Origin of the sequence: Streptomyces sp. NPDC059850 (assembly GCF_042731515.1) — a bacterium.
Classification (GTDB): Bacteria; Actinomycetota; Actinomycetes; order Streptomycetales; family Streptomycetaceae; genus Streptomyces.
This window is the reverse complement of sequence record NZ_JBHWJI010000008.1, coordinates 136,086-151,948: the sequence shown is the minus strand read 5'-3', so window position 1 is coordinate 151,948 and position 15,863 is coordinate 136,086. Positions and strand designations below refer to the sequence as shown.

The following is a 15,863-nucleotide window of genomic DNA, read 5'->3' as shown; positions in this document are numbered from 1 at the left end:
CCCATCTGGGGCATCCAGGGGTGCGACGACGGCGCCCCGGCCGCAGCGTGGAGCCATGACCGAGAGCGAGAGCCCGCGCGTCACCCGGCCGACGATGGTGGTGCTCGGCGTCCAGCACGCCGATCCGCCCTACCGCCTGGTGGAGGTCGCGGGGGAGCTGGTCGGCAAGGCGCACTCGGTCCTGGACATCATCGAGATCGCCCGCCAGCTCGGCCTGGACAACATCGACCTGGACGACCCGGACGTGGTGCGCTGGGTGGGCGGCGACAAGTTCACCTGGACCCCCTGGTGGCCCCGCCACCCACCGCAGCACGAGGGGCGCGCCTAGTCCTGCTGTATGGAGGGCTGCGCCGCGGCCTTCAGCCGTGCCGCCGCCTTCTGGGTCACGTCCTCCACGAAGGCGGTGTCGCTGCTGGGGGAGAAGGTCAGCTCGGCGACCGTGGCGCCTTCCCGGATCTGCACGACGTTGAAGGGGAAGCCCATGGCGTTCATCTGGATGCCCACGGACTCCTCGCCCGCCGTGGGCGCCGCCCAGCGCTTGAACGCCATCTTCGCGCCCGCCGCCTTGCCCCCTTCGCGGCATGCGGCGGGGATCTTACGGAGCTGGCTGATGTTCTGCGCGGCGGCGAGGTCGTCGCGGTAGCTGGTGATCCGCGTCTCCACGCTGTCGAACTCGTCGTTCTCCAGCGACCGCCCGACCCCGGCCGCGGGCTTGCCGATGGCACGGTTCGTACGGGCGACGAACGCGTTGCAGGAGGCGGACGGGCTCTTCCACCCCTGGAGGTTCTGCCTGTCCGTCTGGTACGTCCCGTCCAGGTGCTCCTCGTCCACCTTCCACCCGGCGGGCATGTCCTCCGGGGTCAGCAGCGCCTCGCCCAGGGCGTCGGCGGACAGGGGCTTCGCGGTGGCAGTGGGGCTCGGGGAAGCGGAATCCGCCTGCCGCGACGCCTTCCCCTCCGCCTGTCCGCCGGACGCGCCGCCACAGCCCGCCGTCATCAGCACGGCCACGACACAGGCCGCTCCGGCCGCCGTCTTCTTGAACACAGTCCCGCCCCCGTTGAATTCGTCCTTCACCTGCGCAGGGCAGCCTAGACGGCGTCGAAGAACGCCCGCATATCGGCGGCGACATCACCCGGCCGCTCCATGGCCACGAAGTGGTGGCCGCCCGGGTTGCCGGTGGGCCAGTGGACGATCGTGTTGTGCCGCTCGGCGAGCCTGCGGATGCCGGGCGGGCCGCTGTAGACGCCCGTCGGGGCCACGGCCTGGCCCTCCGGCCAGCCGAAGCCGGTGCTGTCGTACATGGGCCAGGACGAGGAGCCGAACGTGCCGGTGAACCAGTAGAGGCTGAGGTTGGTCAGGAACAGATCCCGGTCGATCAGCTCCTGCCACCCCTTGCCCGCCGTGGTGAATTCCTTGAACTTCTGCGCCATCCAGGCGAGCGCGGCGACGGGGGAGTCCTGCCATCCGTAGGCGAAGGTCTGCGGCGCCGCGCGGAGCAGCGCGTGGTGATCCACGCCGTTGATCCAGTCCTGCTCCTGGAGCCACGCGTACGCCGCCCGCTCGTCCTCGGTCAGGTCGGGGACGTCGGCCTCGGTCGGGAAGCCGAGCCCGCCGATGACGTAGACCCCGGCGACCCGTCCCGGCGGGGCGGCCCTGGCCACCTCCGGGGCGACGTACGCGCCGAAGTCCCCGCCCTGGGTGCCGTACCGGTCGTAGCCGAGGCGTTCCATCAGCTCCGCCCAGATCCGCGCCACCCGCGCCGCGTTCCAGCCGGTCTCGCGCGGCGGCGCGGAGAAGCCGAAGCCGGGTACCGAGGGCACGACCACGTGGAACGTGCCGGTCAGCTGGCCGATGAGGTTGGCGAACTCCACGAAGGAGTTGGGCCAGCCGTGGGTGAGGAGGAGCGGCAGCGCGCCGGGGTCGGCGGACCGGATGTGCAGGAAGTGGATGTCCTGGCCGTCGATTTCCGTCATGAACTGCGGGAACTCGTTCAGCCGCGCCTCCTGCCCACGCCAGTCGAAGCCCTCGCCCCAGTACCCGGCCAGCTCCTTCAGCTCCGCGACGGGGACGCCGCGGCTCCACTCCTCGCCGGGAAGCTGCCGAGGCCAGCGGGTGCGGGCCAGCCGGTCGTTCAGGTCGTCCAGGTCCGGCTGCGGGATGTGGATGCGGAAGGGACGTACCTCGGTGCCGCTCATGGCTCTCCTCGGGGCGGGCTTCTTCGCGATGACGCGCCTGACCCTAGGAACCGTTGAGGACAGCCCGCGTCCTCAACGCACGCCCTCTGTCTCTGTCTCCGTCTCCGTCTCTGTCACGTGCTCGCGCGGACCTGCCTCCGGGCGCGTCCGGCCGGGCAGGGCGGTGGCGAGCAGCGCGCCCAGCGCCGCGACCGCCGCGAGGGCGGCCAGCGCGGGGCCCATCGCGGCGGCGAAGGTTGCGCCGCCCGGCAGCCGCAGCAGCATCGTCGCGGCGGCCACTCCCAGCGTCGGCCCGATGTTCATGGCCGTCTGCTGGAGCCCGCCCGCCACCCCCGCGTGCTCCAGCGGCGCGTGGCGCACGACGACGGCCGTCGCGGTGACCATCACGGTGCCGAAACCGGCCCCGAGCGCGAAGAAGCAGCCGCCGATCTCCGGGACGGTCGCCGCCCGGTCGAGCCGGGAGAGGAGCAGGATGCCGAGCGCGAGGACGGCCATCCCCGCCACCGCCGTACGCCGTGGTCCGCACCGGCGCGCCAGGACCGCCGCGACCGGCGCGCCCAGCACCATCGTCGCGGCCAGCGGAAGCACCCGCAGCCCGCTCTCCAGCGGGTCCAGCGCGAGGACGTCCTGCAGGAAGTACGTGCCGACGAACAGCGCCCCGAACAGCGCCGCCGACGCCGCCACCAGCACGCCGAGCGCCGAGGTGACCGTCGCCGAGCGCAGCACGCCGGGCGGCACCAGCGGGTTCGGCGTACGGCGCGCGTGCCATACGTACGCGCCCCCGGCGGCCGCCATGGCGAGGAGGCCGGGCGCGGTGGCCGCCGTCCAGCCGGTCTCCGGTATCGCGGCGAGCGTATGGACCAGGCACACCAGGGCCAGCGCCAGCAGACAGGCGCCGGGCAGGTCGAGCGCCACCTCGGTGCGCGGCCCGTCCGGTCCGTCCGGTCTGTCCGCCGGGACGCGTACGACCAGCGCCAGTACGCCCACCGCCGCCGCGGGGACAACGCTCAGGAAGAAGACCGACCGCCAGCCGAACTGCGCCGCGAGCGCCCCGCCCACGATCGGCCCGGCGGCGGCCGCCACCCCGATGGCGCTGGTACGCAGCGCGATCGGCATCCCGAGCCGGTCGCGCGGATAGGCGGCGCGCAGCATGCCGAGGGTGGCGGGCTGCAGCAGCGCGCCGAACACGCCCTGCGCGACGCGCAGTCCGATCACCCAGCCGATGCCGGGCGCCACCCCGATGCCCGCCGACGCGGCGGCGAAGCCCAGCGTGCCGACCGCGAACACCCGTTGGTGGCCATACCGGTCGCCGAGCCGCCCGGCGAACACCAACAGGCTGGCGACGGCGATGAGATAGCCCGTGCTGGTCCACTGCACCTGGGTGAACGAGGCGTGCAGATCGCGCTGCAGGGCGGGCTGTACGACGGTCAGTACGGTGCCGTCGAGGGCGACGACGACGGCGCCGGTGACGCTGCCGACGAGGATGAGCCGCTGCCGTCGCCGTGACGTCGTCGTCATGCCGCCCCCAGGTGGGCGTCCATCGCCGCCCGCAGCAACGGCTCGACGTCCTCCGTACCGGTGGCGAGCGGGAGGCTGCCCCACTCCCACAGCTGCGCGATGCCGTGCAGATTGGCCCACAGGGCACCCGCGACGACACCCGCCTCCGCCTCGGGGCGTACCCGGCGGACCAGCCCCACCAGCACCTCGAACAGCGGCAGACTGGTCTCCCGCAGCCCCAGTTGGTTGCTCTCCAGCAGATCGTGCCGGAACATCAGCTCGAACATCCCGCGGTTGGTCCGCGCGAACTCCAGGTAGACCCGCCCCAGCGCCATCAGCTGCTCCCGGGGCTCCCGCCGCCCGTCCCCGATCGCCGCCCCGGCCTGCCCGGCCAGCTGGTCGAAGCCGCGCCGCGCGATGGCCGACAGCAGGGACAGATGCGTCGGGAAGTAGCGCCGGGGCGCCCCGTGCGAGACCCCGGCCTGCCGCGCGATCTCGCGCAGCGACAGGGCCGCCGCGCCCTCCCGGTCCACCAACTCGACGCCGACATCGACCAGTCGGGTCCGCAGGCCCCTGTCCTCTTCGCTCATAGACAGTGTCTACCAGTCAGAAATAGACACTGTCTACTGTCAACTGCGAGTTGACACACCCAGAAGTGTCAACCCATAGTTGACACATGACGAACCCGGACGCGAACGCGCAGCCCACCGGCATGACCAACCCCGTACGCCTCGACGAGCTGATCGATGCCATCAAGAAGACCCACACCGACGCCCTGGAGCAGCTCACCGACGCGGTCATCGCCGCCGACCACCTCGGTGACGTGGCCGACCACCTCATCGGCCACTTCGTGGACCAGGCCCGCCGCTCCGGCGCGTCGTGGACCGACATCGGCAAGAGCATGGGGGTGACGCGGCAGGCGGCCCAGAAGCGCTTCGTCCCCAAGGGCTCCGCCGCCCAGGACCTCGACCCCAGTCAGGGCTTCGGCCGCTACACCCCCCGCGCCCGGAACGTCGTGGTGTCCTCCCAGAACGAGGCCCGCGCCGCCTCCAACGACGAGATCCGCACCGAACACCTCGTCCTCGGCCTCCTGGCCGAGCCCGACGGCCTGGCCGCCAAGGCGATCGTCGCGCAGGACGTCCTCCTGGACACCGTCCGCCAGGCCGCCACCGCCGCCCTCCCGCCCGCCGCCGACTCCATGCCCGCGCTGGTCCCCTTCGACGCGAGCGCCAAGAAGGTCCTCGAACTCACCTTCCGCGAGGCCCTGCGCCTGGGCCACAACTACATCGGCACCGAGCACATCCTGCTCGCCCTCCTCGAACACGAGGACGGCTCGGGCGTGCTCGCGGACCTCGGCATCGCCAAGGCGGGTATCGAGGCGTCCATCGTCCAGATGCTGGAGCGGATCCAGGCGGACTTCTCCGAGAAGGAGTCGTAACCCGCTGACGCGCCCCCTCAAGCGCCGCCCGCCGAACGTGTAGCGCGGGCGGCGTGGGGCGAGCGGTACGCACATACGCCCGAAGCGTCGGACTTATGATCCAACGCGTGGACATCCCCGACAGAATCATCGCCCTCCAGCAGTCGGCGGACGCCGAGCACGCCAAACTGGCAGGTCTCGCCGACGCCGACCACACGACCCAGTGGAAGCGCTGGTACGACGCCGCCGTCGCCGTGCAGGCCGCCGTCACCGAACACGCCCGGGACGCCGGGCTCAGCCGGGCCGCGCTGGAGGCCGCCGTGAAGAAGGCCGTACGACATCCGGCTCCGGCCGACGGCTGAGCCGGTACCTCTCCTGACCCGGGGAGTGTGAGCCGCGCGACCCCGTCGCGTGTTCCCTCCCCGGGACCGGCTGAGCGACGATGAGGACGGCGGCCCGGCCCCCGAGGCCGGGCGCCGCACCCGCGCCCGCTCCCCGGAAGGACGCCCCCGCTCATGCGCCTCCTGCTCGTCCGCCACGGCCAGACCCCCTCCAACGTCATCCACGCCCTGGACACCGACCTGCCGGGCGCGGACCTCACCCCCCTCGGCCGTCAGCAGGCGGAGGCCCTGGTGGAGCGCCTCGCGGTTGAGCGGATCGACGCCCTGTACGCCTCCCCGCTCCACCGCGCCCAGCAGACGGCCGCCCCCCTCGCCCACGCGCGCGGCCTGGAGGTCGTCATCCGCGAGGGCATACGCGAACTGCGCGCCGGTGACCTGGAGATGCGCGACGACAGCGAGTCCGTGCAGCTCTACCTCAAGACGGTGATGGCCTGGTCCGCCGGTCAGACCGACCTGCCGATGCCGGGCGGCGACACCGGCGAGGAGGCCCTGGCCCGCTACGACGAGGTGATCGAGGAGATCGCCGCCTCGGGGGCGGAGTACGTCACCGTCATCAGCCACGGCGCGGCCATCCGCACCTGGACCGCCGCCCGCGCGCTCAACATCGACGCCGCGTTCGCCGCCCGCAACCCCCTGGAGAACACCCAGACCGTCACCCTGACCGGCGACCCACGCAGCGGCTGGACGGTCACCCACTGGGGCACCGAACGGATCGCCTGACGGCCCCGGAGTCGGTCCACACCTCGGCCGAGTCCAGGACGCGTCGGACCCGCCGGAGTCCTCGCCGTCCTTGCCGCCGCCGGACGCGATGCCGCCGATGACGCACACCGCGGTGAGCGCCCCGATGGCGGAGAGCACCTTGTGCCGGGCGAACCAGCTTCGCCGAGGCCGCGGTGGGACGGCCTGGGGAACTTGCCGAAGGCCGACCGTGACGTGAGGTGCGGGCGTCGGGACGCGCGGCTACACGCCCGGCCAGCGCGGGCCCGTTTCGGCGTCCCGGCACCATGCGTACTGCTGATCCGACGTCACCGTCAGGCCGTAGTCGTACAGCTCGGGACGCCCCTCCGTCAGCCACCCGTCCCAGCCCCGCTCCACCTCGTCCGCGAGGCGCCGGGGCCCGCCCTGGTAGGCGACCGTGGTGCCGTCGCCGACCGCGGCGAGCATCGCCCACGACGTGGAGCCGTCGTGGAGCCAGGCGTTCAGCCCGTCCTCGTCTTCGGCGGTCGTGATCTGTACGTCTGACACGGCGACGCGCAGGGCGAACCGCAGGTGCCAGTCGTCGCGCAACGGCGTCAGGTCTCGCGTGAACGGCCGCTCGTCCGCGTACGGCGCGGCCTCGCGTACCTGCTGGAAGTCCCGGCCGAGGTCCGTGCCGCGGGCGGGCATGAACGTGGCCAGGCCCTGCACCCAGCCGCTCGCCGACCGACCGTCGCCCGCGACCGTGAGCGCGACATGCCCAAGTCGCCCCCAGGGGAGGACGATCCGGCCGCCCGGCCGGGTCTGCTCGACCCATGCCCACGGGACGCTGTCGACCGCGTAGGTGGCGATCACCCGGTCGTAGGGCGCCCCCGCCGACCACCCTGCGGCGCCATCGGCAACCCGCACGTCCACATCCGCCCCAGCTCGCTTGAGCCGCCCGGCCGCGGCCGCCGCCAGCCCGGCGCCCACCTCGACGCTGACCACGGAGCCCGCCCGCCGGGCGAGCAGCGCCGCGTTCCAGCCGGTACCGGTACCCAGCTCCAGCACCCGCTGACCGGACTCCAGGCGCAGCGCGTCGAGCATGTCGACCACGACGCCCTGCGCGGACAGACTGGACGACGGCACGCCCCCACGGATCTCGGTGACCGCGGCCGCATCCGGCGAGCCGTACACCTCGGCCGTCCACTCCTCGAAGGCGCTACCGCGATCGATGGGCACGTATGCCCGCCCGGTCCACCGCCAGAGCCGGTCCGGCGCGAAGTCATGCCGCGGCATGGCCGCGACCGCGGCCCGAACCCACGGCGCCCGCCCGGGCCACGCGCCACGCTGCTCCATGACGTCATCCAACGCGGCGCGCAGCCCCTCCTGCCCGGTCACTTCCGGTGCGTCCCGCTCCCGGGGGTTCCCCACGGGTTCGTCCCCTCACTGTCAGACGTGTGGCGCCCATGGTGATGCCGAACCGGGGCGCGCGGCAGGGCGCACGGGCGCTTCGGGGTGAGCGGCGTCGGGGTGCGCGCGCCCGGCGGATCCCTGGCGACGGCGTACGGGGGCTTACGCGCCCTGCTGATCGACCGTCAAGGCCTCGCGGGCGGCCGCGAGGATCTGGTCGGAGAGTGGGGAGCCCTTGGTGGCGCGGGCCAGGACGAGGGCGCCGAGCATCGTGCACAGCCGGGTGAGGCCGTCCGCGCCCTCCTCGCCCTCGGTGTCCTCCGTGGCGAGCCACTCGGCGAAGTCGCCCACGCCCTCGGTATAGACGCGGCGGGCCTCGCGGTCCTCGGGCTCGCGCGCCATGTCGGCGGCGAGCGCGGCGGCGGGGCAGCCGTCCGCCGGGCTGTCGCGGTGCTCGGTGGAGAGGTACGCGTCGATCAGCGCGCGCTGGGCGGCCTCGCGCTGCCCGCCGTACTGCTCTAGCCCGTCGTCGCGCTGCCGGGTCAGCCCCTCGAAGGCATGGGCGGTGGCTTCGCCGATGAGCGCGTCCTTGGAGGCGAACTGCTTGTAGAAGCCGCCGTGGGTCAGACCGGCCGCCTTCATGAGGTCGGCGACGCTGATGTGGGTGCCCTGCTCCCGGAACAGCCGGGAGGCGGTGTCCACGACCCGCCTGCGGTTCTCCTCCGCCTGCGCCTGCGATACGCGGCCCATCAGCCACCTCCCGTTTGGATGTCGATTGACATCCATTCTAGGGCGTGCTTTAGATTATGTACGTAATCTAAATCACGCAAGTGCAAGGAGCGGTCATGGAACTGAAGGACGCGGTCGCGGTCGTCACCGGCGCCAACCGGGGGCTCGGGCGGCACCTGGCCGCCCAGCTGGTGGAGCGCGGGGCGAAGGTCTACGCGGCGGCCCGGCGCCCCGAGGCGGTGGACCTGCCGGGCGTCACCCCGCTGCGGCTGGACGTGACGGACGAGGAGTCGATCCGGGCCGCGGCCCGCACCGCGTCCGACGCGACGCTGCTGGTGAACAACGCGGGCATCTCCACCCCCACGCCGCTGATCGCGGGCGGCCCGGACGCCGTGCGCCGGGAGATGGAGACGAACTTCTACGGCCCGCTCGCCGTGACGCGGGCCTTCGCCCCCGTCATCGAGGGCAACGGCGGCGGTGCCGTGCTCAACGTCCTGTCCGTCCTGTCCTGGCTGCACCCCGCCCCCCTCGGGTCGTACGCCGCGACCAAGGCCGCGGCATGGGCGCTGACCGACGCCGCCCGCGAGGAACTGGCGCCGCGCGGCATCATCGTCTCGGCGCTGCATGTCGGCTACATGGACACCGACATGGCCGCAGGCGTCCCCGCCGACCAGAAGGCCGACCCCGCCGAGGTCGCCGCGCAGGCCCTGGACGGCGTCGAGACGGGCCTGCCCGAGATCCTCGCCGACGAGGTCACCCGGCACGTCAGGCAGTCCCTGGCGGCCTCGCCGAACGCCGCCTGAGGCGCACCCCCTGACGACCGGCTCACCGCGTCCTGTGTCACTCGCCCGAGCCTGGGCACACGGGAGTGGTCCCGAGGGGGGAACCTCCCGGAGGAGTACCGCCGTGATCAAGAAGCTGCACGATATGGGCCTGCGCAGCGAGCACGCCTACACCGCCGCCGTCGCCTCCATCGGGCTGTCCCTGCTGACCTGGGCCGCCTCGCTCCGCGCCGAGCCCGGCCGGGGCATCGACCGGGCCGACCGGTGGGGGATCTTCGTCGGCGAGTGGGCGCCCACCTTCTTCGGCCTCGGTATCGCCCTGTCCCACTACGAGCAGGAAGAGGGCTCGCTGATGGACAAGGCGCACGCCAACGGCGAGCGTCAGCGGCAGATGGCGGGTACCGCGTAGGCCGCCCGGTTCGGGGATACGACGAAGGGCTGACCTGGTCTCCCAGGTCAGCCCTTCGGTCGTTCAGGGTGAGTAACGGGACTTGAACCCGCGACATCCTGGACCACAACCAGGTGCTCTACCATCTGAGCTATACCCACCATGACCGCTGCTTTCCGCACCGGCCGAGAAAAACTATACAGGGTCGGCGGGGGTGCTCGCTCCCGGCTTTCGTGTGTGCCGGGAGCGAGTCGCTACGGCTGCCGGGCGGGCAGGACGTGGCGGGCCGCGATGGTCTTCGCGGTGTCCGAGTCCGGGCCGGGCTGCGGCACGAAGACCGCCTCCCGGTAGTAGCGCAGCTCGGCGATCGACTCATGGATGTCGGCGAGTGCGCGGTGGTTCCCGTTCTTCTTCGGGCTGTTGAAGTAGGCCCGCGGATACCAGCGGCGGGCCAGCTCCTTGACCGACGAGACGTCGACGATCCGGTAGTGCAGGTACGCCTCCAGCGTCGGCATGTCCCGCAGGAGGAAACCGCGGTCGGTGGAGACCGAGTTTCCGCACAGCGGGGCCTTGCCGACGTCCGGGACGTGCTCGCGGATGTACGCCAGGACCTGGGCCTCGGCATCGGCCAAGGTGGTCCCGCCGTCCAGCTCCGCGAGCAGTCCGGAAGCCGTGTGCATCTCCCGCACCACCTCGGGCATGGTGGTCAGCGCCTGGGCGGGCGGCCGGACAACGATGTCCACTCCGTCGCCCAAGATGTTCAGCTCGGAGTCCGTGACCAGCGCGGCCACCTCGATGAGCGCGTCGTCCGACAGCGAGAGCCCGGTCATCTCGCAGTCGATCCACACCATGCGATCGTTCATACGTCTCACCCTACGGGGCGTTCCCGCTGGCCGGGCAGGGTCGGACGGCCCGGGGCGCGGCCCGTGGCCTGCTCAGGCAGGCGTGGGGCGTACGCATCGGATTCCGGCTTGCCCGGTTCCGTACCGCCCGGTGGATGCGGCGAGTGCGGAGGGTGATGGTGGTGTCCCGAATGGGTGACGGGCGCACCGGGGCGGCGCAGCGGCATGGCGTGCTCACCGGGGCGCTGGTCGAGCACCTCGGCACGCTCGCCGCCACCGAGCCGTTCGGCCCGCTCCAGCCGGTCCAGCCGGTCCGGACCGCGCTCCGGGGCGCCGCCCTGGGGCCTGCGGGCCCGATAGGCGGCCCGGTAGGCGGCCGGGGAGGACCCCAGCTGCCGCCGGAAGTGCCCGCGCAGCGCCACCGGGGACCGGAAGCCGCAGCGCCCGGCGACCTCGTCGACCGAGTAGTCGGAGGTCTCCAGGAGCCGCTGCGCCTGGAGCACCCGCTGGGTGATCAGCCACTGCAGTGGAGCGCTCCCAGTGAGCGACCGGAAGCGGCGGTCGAAGGTGCGCCGGCTCATATAGGCGCGGGCGGCCAGGGCCTCGACGTCGAACTGCTCGTGCAGATGCTCGAGCGCCCACGCCACGACCTCGGCGAGCGGATCCGCGCCGATCTCCTCTGGTAACGACCTGTCCAGGTAGCGCTCCTGCCCTCCACTGCGGCGCGGCGGCACGACGAGCCGGCGGGCCAGGGCCCCCGCGGCGTCCGCGCCGTGGTCGGTGCGCACGATGTGCAGGCACAGGTCGATCCCGGCGGCGGTGCCCGCCGAGGTCAGTACGTCGCCGTCGTCCACGAACAGCTCGCGCGGATCCACGTGGACGGATGGGTAGCGCTTGGCGAGCGTCGGCGCGTACATCCAGTGCGTGGTCGCCGGGCGGCCGTCGAGCAGCCCCGCGGCGGCCAGTACGAAGGCCCCGGTACACAGGCCCACGATGCGCGCGCCCTCCTCGTGCGCGCGGCGCAGCGCGTCGAGCGCGGCGGCCGGTGGCGGCTGGGTGATCGACCGCCAGGCCGGTACGACGACGGTTCCGGCCCGGGACAGCGCCTCCAGGCCGTACGGTGCGGTCAGTTCCAGTCCGCCAGTCGTTCGCAGTGGCACATCTTCGCCCGCGCACACCAGCAATCGGTACCGAGGGACTCCGGCGTCCTGCCGGTCGATACCGAAGACGGAGAGCGGGATGGAGCTTTCGAAGATCGGTCCGCCGCTGAACAGCAGCACCGCGACGATTTCTCGTCGGCGGCGTCCGGAGAGCTTGCGCGAGGTCTCCGGTACGGTCGTGGAGTCCTGGCTCATGGCTCTAAGCCCCCCTCGGTGGTCGCGTCCTCTCGGTCCTGCACGTTTCCCCTCGGTCCTGAACGGTTCCCCCGCCGGTCATGGCCAAGATCGAATCTACTGTGTCGCGTGTGGTCGCCGTGACCAGTTCACCACCCGCCACTATGTCGACATGACAACTTGGCGCGAAGCATTCGATCACGAAGCGTTGCACTCGTAGCCCTCGCTGTGAAGTGGGCCTCCTGCTGACGCCCACTTCCCGTAGGGGGTACGGGTGGCTCGTACCCCTTTCCACGCTGGCCGGAAGGGGGTTGAGCATGGCGTTTGCCAAGGGAAGAACTGGGATGCGAAGTTGGCCGAAAACCAGCGGGCGCAGACGTGCGGACGGGTCCTTCGACCGGCGTACGACCGGCTCATGCCGCGTCGCGGTCGTGTCTACGGAGTACGACGTGGCGCGCTTCCCGGGGGTGTCCGGGGACCCTGCCGGGGCCGCGCCGGACGCGCCGGGCCGGGGCCCGGCGTCAGTTCCGCCGACCGCCCCGGTGCGTGCCGATGCCGGTGCGGCTGTGTCGCCCGCGGTGCGGGCTCGCGGCACCGGCGTCGAACCGGGCGGCCGCGCGTTCGTAGTAGCGCAGAAGGGAGCGGCTGGCGGCGGTCACGGCGGCCAGGCCCACGGCGGCGCCCGCCGCGCCGCTCAGCGGTGAGCCACAGAGCAGGAGGACGGCCGGGACCACGGCGCAGCCGAAGGCGGACCAGCGGATGACCTCGTTCACGGGGTCGCGGCCAGGGTCACAGCCGGGGCCGTCGCCGGGCGCGATGCCGGGCGGGACGCCGGGGGCGTCGTACTCACGGGTGCCTGGCACGGTGGCGGCTCCTCTCGCACGGTGGACAAGCGGTGGAGGGCAGTGGACGGCGGTGGACAGATGGTGGACAGATGAGGGGAAGACGGGTCGGCGGACGGTGGAAGCGCGGTAGAACGGGGCTCCGGCGCGGGTCGCCCCCGGCGTCCGCCGGGGCCCGTGGGGCGGTCGTAGCGGCGACCGGTGCGGTCCGTCCGGCCTGTTCTGTACGGAGGCCATCGCTCCGCGGCTACTACAACGTCCCGCCTGCCGACAGGTCACTGCCGGGCGACCGCACGGCGTACGGGAGGGGTCGGCGGGGCCTGAGTCGGGACCACTTGGGGCATTGCGTTACGGGCCGCCCTCCGGCATGCTCCGGGGAATGCTTCGGCCGCTCCGCTGCCGGGGCAACCTCTGGGCAGGCGAGGAATGGCGCCGTACCCTTGGGGGTAAGGGCTTGGAAAGATGAATCCCGGACGGATTTTTTTCGTTCGGCGCTCGTCCCAAGCTCTAGCGGAGCTCTAGTCCCCCGCCAACTTCAACCTGAGTCCCCGCCGTATTCCTCCGCACGAGGACACCCTTCGCCGAGACACCGATGGCCGGTCACGAAATCCCCGAACCCGCGGACCGCAAGCGGGTCGCCGATCACCTGGCGCACCCCCAAGCGGCGGAAGAAACACGTCATTCCTGCGATCCAGCCTTCCAGCACGGCGTCGTGGTCGGATTCGACGGTTCCACATCGAGCGAGCGCGCCCTCGCGTACGCCATCGGCATGGCCGGGCGCTCCGGCTCAGGTCTGATCATCGTCCATGTGGCCAACCGGCTGCCGACGACCGTATGGGCGGGCTGCGAGCCCCCCGTTTTCGTCGACGTTCCCGATCACCGCACCGAGGTGCTGGGCCTTGAGCTGGCCTGTGCCGAGCACCTCACCGAGGTGCCGTGGATCCTCGTCGAGCGGGGCGGCGACATCTGCCACGAGCTGGAGGAGGTCGGCCGGGAGTACGCGGCCGACGCGATCGTGGTCGGCTCCACGCATGGGCTGGTGGGGCGGATCTTCGGCTCGGTCGCCGGGCGGCTCGCGCGGCGCGCGCAGCGGCCCGTCGTCGTCATCCCCTGAGCCCGGGGCCTCATCTCCTGCATCCGGGGCCCGAAGCTTTTCTCCAGCAGCCGCACGCTGAAACCTCCGCATGGGCACCCGCCCGGGCGGACGTTCAGAACTGGACAGCCTCAACTCCCCTTCCCCTCGGCCGAGATGGCCCCAGGGCCGGCTTGACATCCGCCGAAACTACCCGCGCGTAGAGGTGGATTGGGCACGTGTACGGGGCATAAACCGTTCGGTGTGGCGCCGGGCGGGAAGTGACGGTTCCCGCGCGGTGGCCAGCGCCGGCGTAAGGGCGACGCCGGCCCAAGGGGCGGCCCCCGCGTGCGTGGTGGCACACGCGGGGGACCGCCGAGCGGCGACTACTCCACGGTCACGGACTTCGCCAGGTTCCGGGGCTTGTCGATGTCCCGGCCGAGCGCCAGCGCCGTGTGGTACGCCAGCAGCTGCAGCGGGACGCCCATCAGGATCGGGTCCAGCTCGACCTCGTTGCGGGGTACCACGATCGTGTGGTCCGCCTTGTCCTGCACCTGGTGCGCGACCGCGAGGATCCGGCCGCTGCGGGCCTTGATCTCCTCCAGCGTCGCGCGGTTCTTCTCCAGCAGGTCGTCGTCCGGCAGCACCGCGACGGTGGGCACCTCGGGCTCGATGAGCGCGAGCGGGCCGTGCTTCAGCTCCGAGGCCGGGTACGCCTCGGCGTGGACGTAGGAGACCTCCTTCAGCTTCAGGGAGGCCTCGCGCGCCACCGGGTAGCCGCGCACCCGCCCGACGAACATCATGCTCTTTGCGTTCGCGTATTCCGCGGCGAGCTTCTTGATCTCGTCCTCGCCGCGCAGCACCTCCGCGATCTGCTCGGGCAGCTTGCGCAGCCCCGCGATGATCCGCTTGCCGTCGGCGACCGAGAGGTCGCGGATGCGGCCGAGGTGGAGGGCGAGCAGCCCGAAGGCGACGGCGGTGTTGGTGAAGCACTTGGTGGAGACGACGCACACCTCCGGCCCCGCGTGGACGTACACGCCGCCGTCCGTCGCGCGGGCGATCGCGCTGCCCACGACGTTGACGACGCCCAGCACCCGCGCGCCCTTGCGCTTCAGCTCCTGGACGGCGGCAAGTGTGTCGTACGTCTCGCCGGACTGGCTGACCGCGATGTAGAGGGTGTCCGGGTCCACGACCGGGTTGCGGTAGCGGAACTCGCTCGCGGGCTCGGCGTCTGCGGGGATCCGGGCCAGCTCCTCGATCAGCTGCGCGCCGATCAGGCCCGTGTGGTACGCCGAACCGCAGCCGAGGATCTTGACCCGGCGGACGCCGCGCGCCTCGCGCGCGTCCAGGTTCAGCCCGCCCAGCCGGACGGTGGAGAAGCGGTCGTCGATCCGGCCGCGCAGCACCCGGTCCACGGCATCGACCTGCTCGTGGATCTCCTTGTGCATGTACGTGTCGTGGCCGCCCATGTCGTACGACTCGGCCTCCCACTCCACCGTCTCCGGCGCGGGGGCGGTGCGGCTGCCCTCGGTGGTGTAGGTGCGGTAGTCGTCGGCCTTGATGGTGGCCATCTCGCCGTCGTCCAGGGTGATCACCTGGCGGGTGTGGCTGACCAGCGCGGCGACGTCCGAGGCGACGAACATCTCCTTCTCGCCGATGCCCAGCACGACGGGGGAGCCGTTGCGCGCCACGACGATGCGGTCCGGGAAGTCCGCGTGCAGCACGGCGATGCCGTACGTGCCCTCGACCAGGGCGAGCGCGTGGCGGACCTTCTCCTCCAGGGTGTCCGCCTGCGAGCGGCCGATGAGGTGGGCGAGGACCTCGGAGTCGGTGTCGGAGATCAGCTCCACGCCGTCGGCGGCGAGCTTGGCGCGCAGGTCGTCGGCGTTGTCGATGATGCCGTTGTGGACGATCGCGACCTTGCCGTCCGCGTCCAGGTGCGGGTGGGCGTTGATGTCATTGGGCGCGCCGTGGGTGGCCCAGCGGGTGTGCGCGATGCCCGCGGTGCCCGCGAAGCGCTTGGGCAGCCTGGCCTCCAGGTCGCGGACCCGGCCCTTGGCCTTGGCGGTCTTCAGCCCGGCGGCGCCCTGCCCGTTCTGCGCTCCCTTGACCGGCTTGGCCTGGACCGCGATGCCCGCCGAGTCGTAGCCGCGGTACTCCAGCCGCTGCAGCCCCTCCAGCAGCAGCGGTGCCACGTCGCGTTTCCCGATGTATCCGACGATTCCGCACATGGTGTTCAGGCCCTCCCGATTGAATCGATCACGAATGCTCGCCCT

At 72.1% G+C, this 15,863-nt stretch carries 17 protein-coding genes and 1 tRNA gene; 7 read left to right on the top strand and 11 right to left on the bottom strand.

Annotation, left to right across the window (positions count from 1 at the left end; genetic code table 11):
* Positions 1-55 precede the first annotated feature (55 nt).
* Positions 56-328 carry a hypothetical protein gene (locus ACFV9T_RS09150; RefSeq protein WP_385437789.1) on the top strand — a complete coding sequence of 91 codons (273 nt, stop codon included), beginning with the start codon at positions 56-58 and terminating at the stop codon, positions 326-328.
* Here the strand turns inward: ACFV9T_RS09150 and ACFV9T_RS09145 are convergent.
* The 4 genes from ACFV9T_RS09145 to ACFV9T_RS09130 all read right to left on the bottom strand — a co-directional run bounded on the left by ACFV9T_RS09145 (position 325) and on the right by ACFV9T_RS09130 (position 4,282).
* Positions 325-1,074 (bottom strand): hypothetical protein, encoded by a 750-nt coding sequence (locus ACFV9T_RS09145; protein ID WP_385437788.1) that lies wholly within the window; start codon positions 1,072-1,074, stop codon positions 325-327. The two genes, ACFV9T_RS09150 and ACFV9T_RS09145, sit on opposite strands and share 4 nt — an antisense overlap.
* Positions 1,075-1,088: 14 nt before the next feature.
* Positions 1,089-2,195 (bottom strand): epoxide hydrolase family protein, encoded by a 1,107-nt coding sequence (locus ACFV9T_RS09140; protein WP_385437786.1) that lies wholly within the window; start codon positions 2,193-2,195, stop codon positions 1,089-1,091.
* A 72-nt stretch (positions 2,196-2,267) separates the two neighbouring features.
* Complete coding sequence (locus tag ACFV9T_RS09135) at positions 2,268-3,713, bottom strand: MFS transporter (RefSeq protein WP_385437785.1); 1,446 nt, start codon at positions 3,711-3,713, stop codon at positions 2,268-2,270.
* Positions 3,710-4,282 (bottom strand): TetR/AcrR family transcriptional regulator, encoded by a 573-nt coding sequence (locus ACFV9T_RS09130; protein ID WP_385437784.1) that lies wholly within the window; start codon positions 4,280-4,282, stop codon positions 3,710-3,712. The genes ACFV9T_RS09135 and ACFV9T_RS09130 overlap by 4 nt, the downstream gene beginning before the upstream one ends.
* 86 nt (positions 4,283-4,368) lie before the next feature.
* Here ACFV9T_RS09130 and ACFV9T_RS09125 point away from each other — a divergent pair, with 86 nt between their 5' ends.
* The 3 genes from ACFV9T_RS09125 to ACFV9T_RS09115 all read left to right on the top strand — a co-directional run bounded on the left by ACFV9T_RS09125 (position 4,369) and on the right by ACFV9T_RS09115 (position 6,230).
* Entirely contained in the window at positions 4,369-5,130 is a 762-nt protein-coding gene (locus ACFV9T_RS09125; RefSeq protein ID WP_385437782.1) for a Clp protease N-terminal domain-containing protein, read from the top strand.
* Between the two features lie 107 nt (positions 5,131-5,237).
* Positions 5,238-5,471 (top strand): hypothetical protein, encoded by a 234-nt coding sequence (locus ACFV9T_RS09120; RefSeq protein WP_385437781.1) that lies wholly within the window; start codon positions 5,238-5,240, stop codon positions 5,469-5,471.
* A 153-nt stretch (positions 5,472-5,624) separates the two neighbouring features.
* Complete coding sequence (locus ACFV9T_RS09115; RefSeq protein ID WP_385437779.1) at positions 5,625-6,230, top strand: histidine phosphatase family protein; 606 nt, start codon at positions 5,625-5,627, stop codon at positions 6,228-6,230.
* Positions 6,231-6,470: 240 nt separating this feature from the next.
* Here ACFV9T_RS09115 and ACFV9T_RS09110 read toward each other — a convergent pair whose 3' ends face one another.
* Together ACFV9T_RS09110 and ACFV9T_RS09105 are read right to left on the bottom strand one after the other, a co-directional pair.
* Positions 6,471-7,619, bottom strand: coding sequence for a methyltransferase domain-containing protein (locus ACFV9T_RS09110; protein WP_385437777.1), 1,149 nt, complete (start codon positions 7,617-7,619; stop codon positions 6,471-6,473).
* Positions 7,620-7,760: 141 nt separating this feature from the next.
* Entirely contained in the window at positions 7,761-8,348 is a 588-nt protein-coding gene (locus ACFV9T_RS09105) for a TetR/AcrR family transcriptional regulator (protein ID WP_385437776.1), read from the bottom strand.
* Positions 8,349-8,443: 95 nt separating this feature from the next.
* Here ACFV9T_RS09105 and ACFV9T_RS09100 point away from each other — a divergent pair, with 95 nt between their 5' ends.
* Positions 8,444-9,130, top strand: coding sequence for an SDR family oxidoreductase (locus ACFV9T_RS09100; protein ID WP_385437774.1), 687 nt, complete (start codon positions 8,444-8,446; stop codon positions 9,128-9,130).
* Between the two features lie 103 nt (positions 9,131-9,233).
* Complete coding sequence (locus tag ACFV9T_RS09095; protein ID WP_385437773.1) at positions 9,234-9,518, top strand: hypothetical protein; 285 nt, start codon at positions 9,234-9,236, stop codon at positions 9,516-9,518.
* 67 nt (positions 9,519-9,585) lie between these two features.
* Here the strand turns inward: ACFV9T_RS09095 and ACFV9T_RS09090 are convergent.
* The 4 genes from ACFV9T_RS09090 to ACFV9T_RS09075 form a co-directional block, all read right to left on the bottom strand.
* A tRNA-His gene (locus ACFV9T_RS09090) sits at positions 9,586-9,658 on the bottom strand.
* Positions 9,659-9,751: 93 nt separating this feature from the next.
* Complete coding sequence (gene orn, locus ACFV9T_RS09085) at positions 9,752-10,360, bottom strand: oligoribonuclease (protein WP_385437771.1); 609 nt, start codon at positions 10,358-10,360, stop codon at positions 9,752-9,754.
* A 5-nt stretch (positions 10,361-10,365) separates the two neighbouring features.
* Positions 10,366-11,694 carry a helix-turn-helix domain-containing protein gene (locus tag ACFV9T_RS09080; protein ID WP_385437770.1) on the bottom strand — a complete coding sequence of 443 codons (1,329 nt, stop codon included), beginning with the start codon at positions 11,692-11,694 and terminating at the stop codon, positions 10,366-10,368.
* 500 nt (positions 11,695-12,194) lie between these two features.
* On the bottom strand, positions 12,195-12,536 hold the full coding sequence (locus tag ACFV9T_RS09075; RefSeq protein ID WP_385437769.1) for a hypothetical protein: 342 nt from the start codon (positions 12,534-12,536) through the stop codon (positions 12,195-12,197).
* 571 nt (positions 12,537-13,107) lie between these two features.
* On the opposite strand from ACFV9T_RS09075, the gene ACFV9T_RS09070 reads away from it, so the two are divergent.
* Positions 13,108-13,629, top strand: coding sequence for a universal stress protein (locus ACFV9T_RS09070; RefSeq protein WP_385437768.1), 522 nt, complete (start codon positions 13,108-13,110; stop codon positions 13,627-13,629).
* A 344-nt stretch (positions 13,630-13,973) separates the two neighbouring features.
* Here the strand turns inward: ACFV9T_RS09070 and glmS are convergent, their stop codons facing one another.
* Entirely contained in the window at positions 13,974-15,818 is a 1,845-nt protein-coding gene (gene glmS / locus ACFV9T_RS09065; RefSeq protein WP_385437767.1) for a glutamine--fructose-6-phosphate transaminase (isomerizing), read from the bottom strand.
* Between the last annotated feature and the right edge of the window lie 45 nt (positions 15,819-15,863).

Coding starts and splice junctions, on each gene's coding strand:
- ACFV9T_RS09150 (WP_385437789.1), top strand. CDS start 56: ATGACCGAGAGCGAGAGCCCGCGCGTCACCCGGCCGACGATGGTGGTG.
- ACFV9T_RS09140 (WP_385437786.1), bottom strand. CDS start 2,195: ATGAGCGGCACCGAGGTACGTCCCTTCCGCATCCACATCCCGCAGCCG.
- ACFV9T_RS09135 (WP_385437785.1), bottom strand. CDS start 3,713: ATGACGACGACGTCACGGCGACGGCAGCGGCTCATCCTCGTCGGCAGC.
- ACFV9T_RS09130 (WP_385437784.1), bottom strand. CDS start 4,282: ATGAGCGAAGAGGACAGGGGCCTGCGGACCCGACTGGTCGATGTCGGC.
- ACFV9T_RS09125 (WP_385437782.1), top strand. CDS start 4,369: ATGACGAACCCGGACGCGAACGCGCAGCCCACCGGCATGACCAACCCC.
- ACFV9T_RS09115 (WP_385437779.1), top strand. CDS start 5,625: ATGCGCCTCCTGCTCGTCCGCCACGGCCAGACCCCCTCCAACGTCATC.
- ACFV9T_RS09105 (WP_385437776.1), bottom strand. CDS start 8,348: ATGGGCCGCGTATCGCAGGCGCAGGCGGAGGAGAACCGCAGGCGGGTC.
- ACFV9T_RS09100 (WP_385437774.1), top strand. CDS start 8,444: ATGGAACTGAAGGACGCGGTCGCGGTCGTCACCGGCGCCAACCGGGGG.
- orn (WP_385437771.1), bottom strand. CDS start 10,360: ATGAACGATCGCATGGTGTGGATCGACTGCGAGATGACCGGGCTCTCG.
- ACFV9T_RS09080 (WP_385437770.1), bottom strand. CDS start 11,694: ATGAGCCAGGACTCCACGACCGTACCGGAGACCTCGCGCAAGCTCTCC.
- ACFV9T_RS09070 (WP_385437768.1), top strand. CDS start 13,108: ATGGCCGGTCACGAAATCCCCGAACCCGCGGACCGCAAGCGGGTCGCC.
- glmS (WP_385437767.1), bottom strand. CDS start 15,818: ATGTGCGGAATCGTCGGATACATCGGGAAACGCGACGTGGCACCGCTG.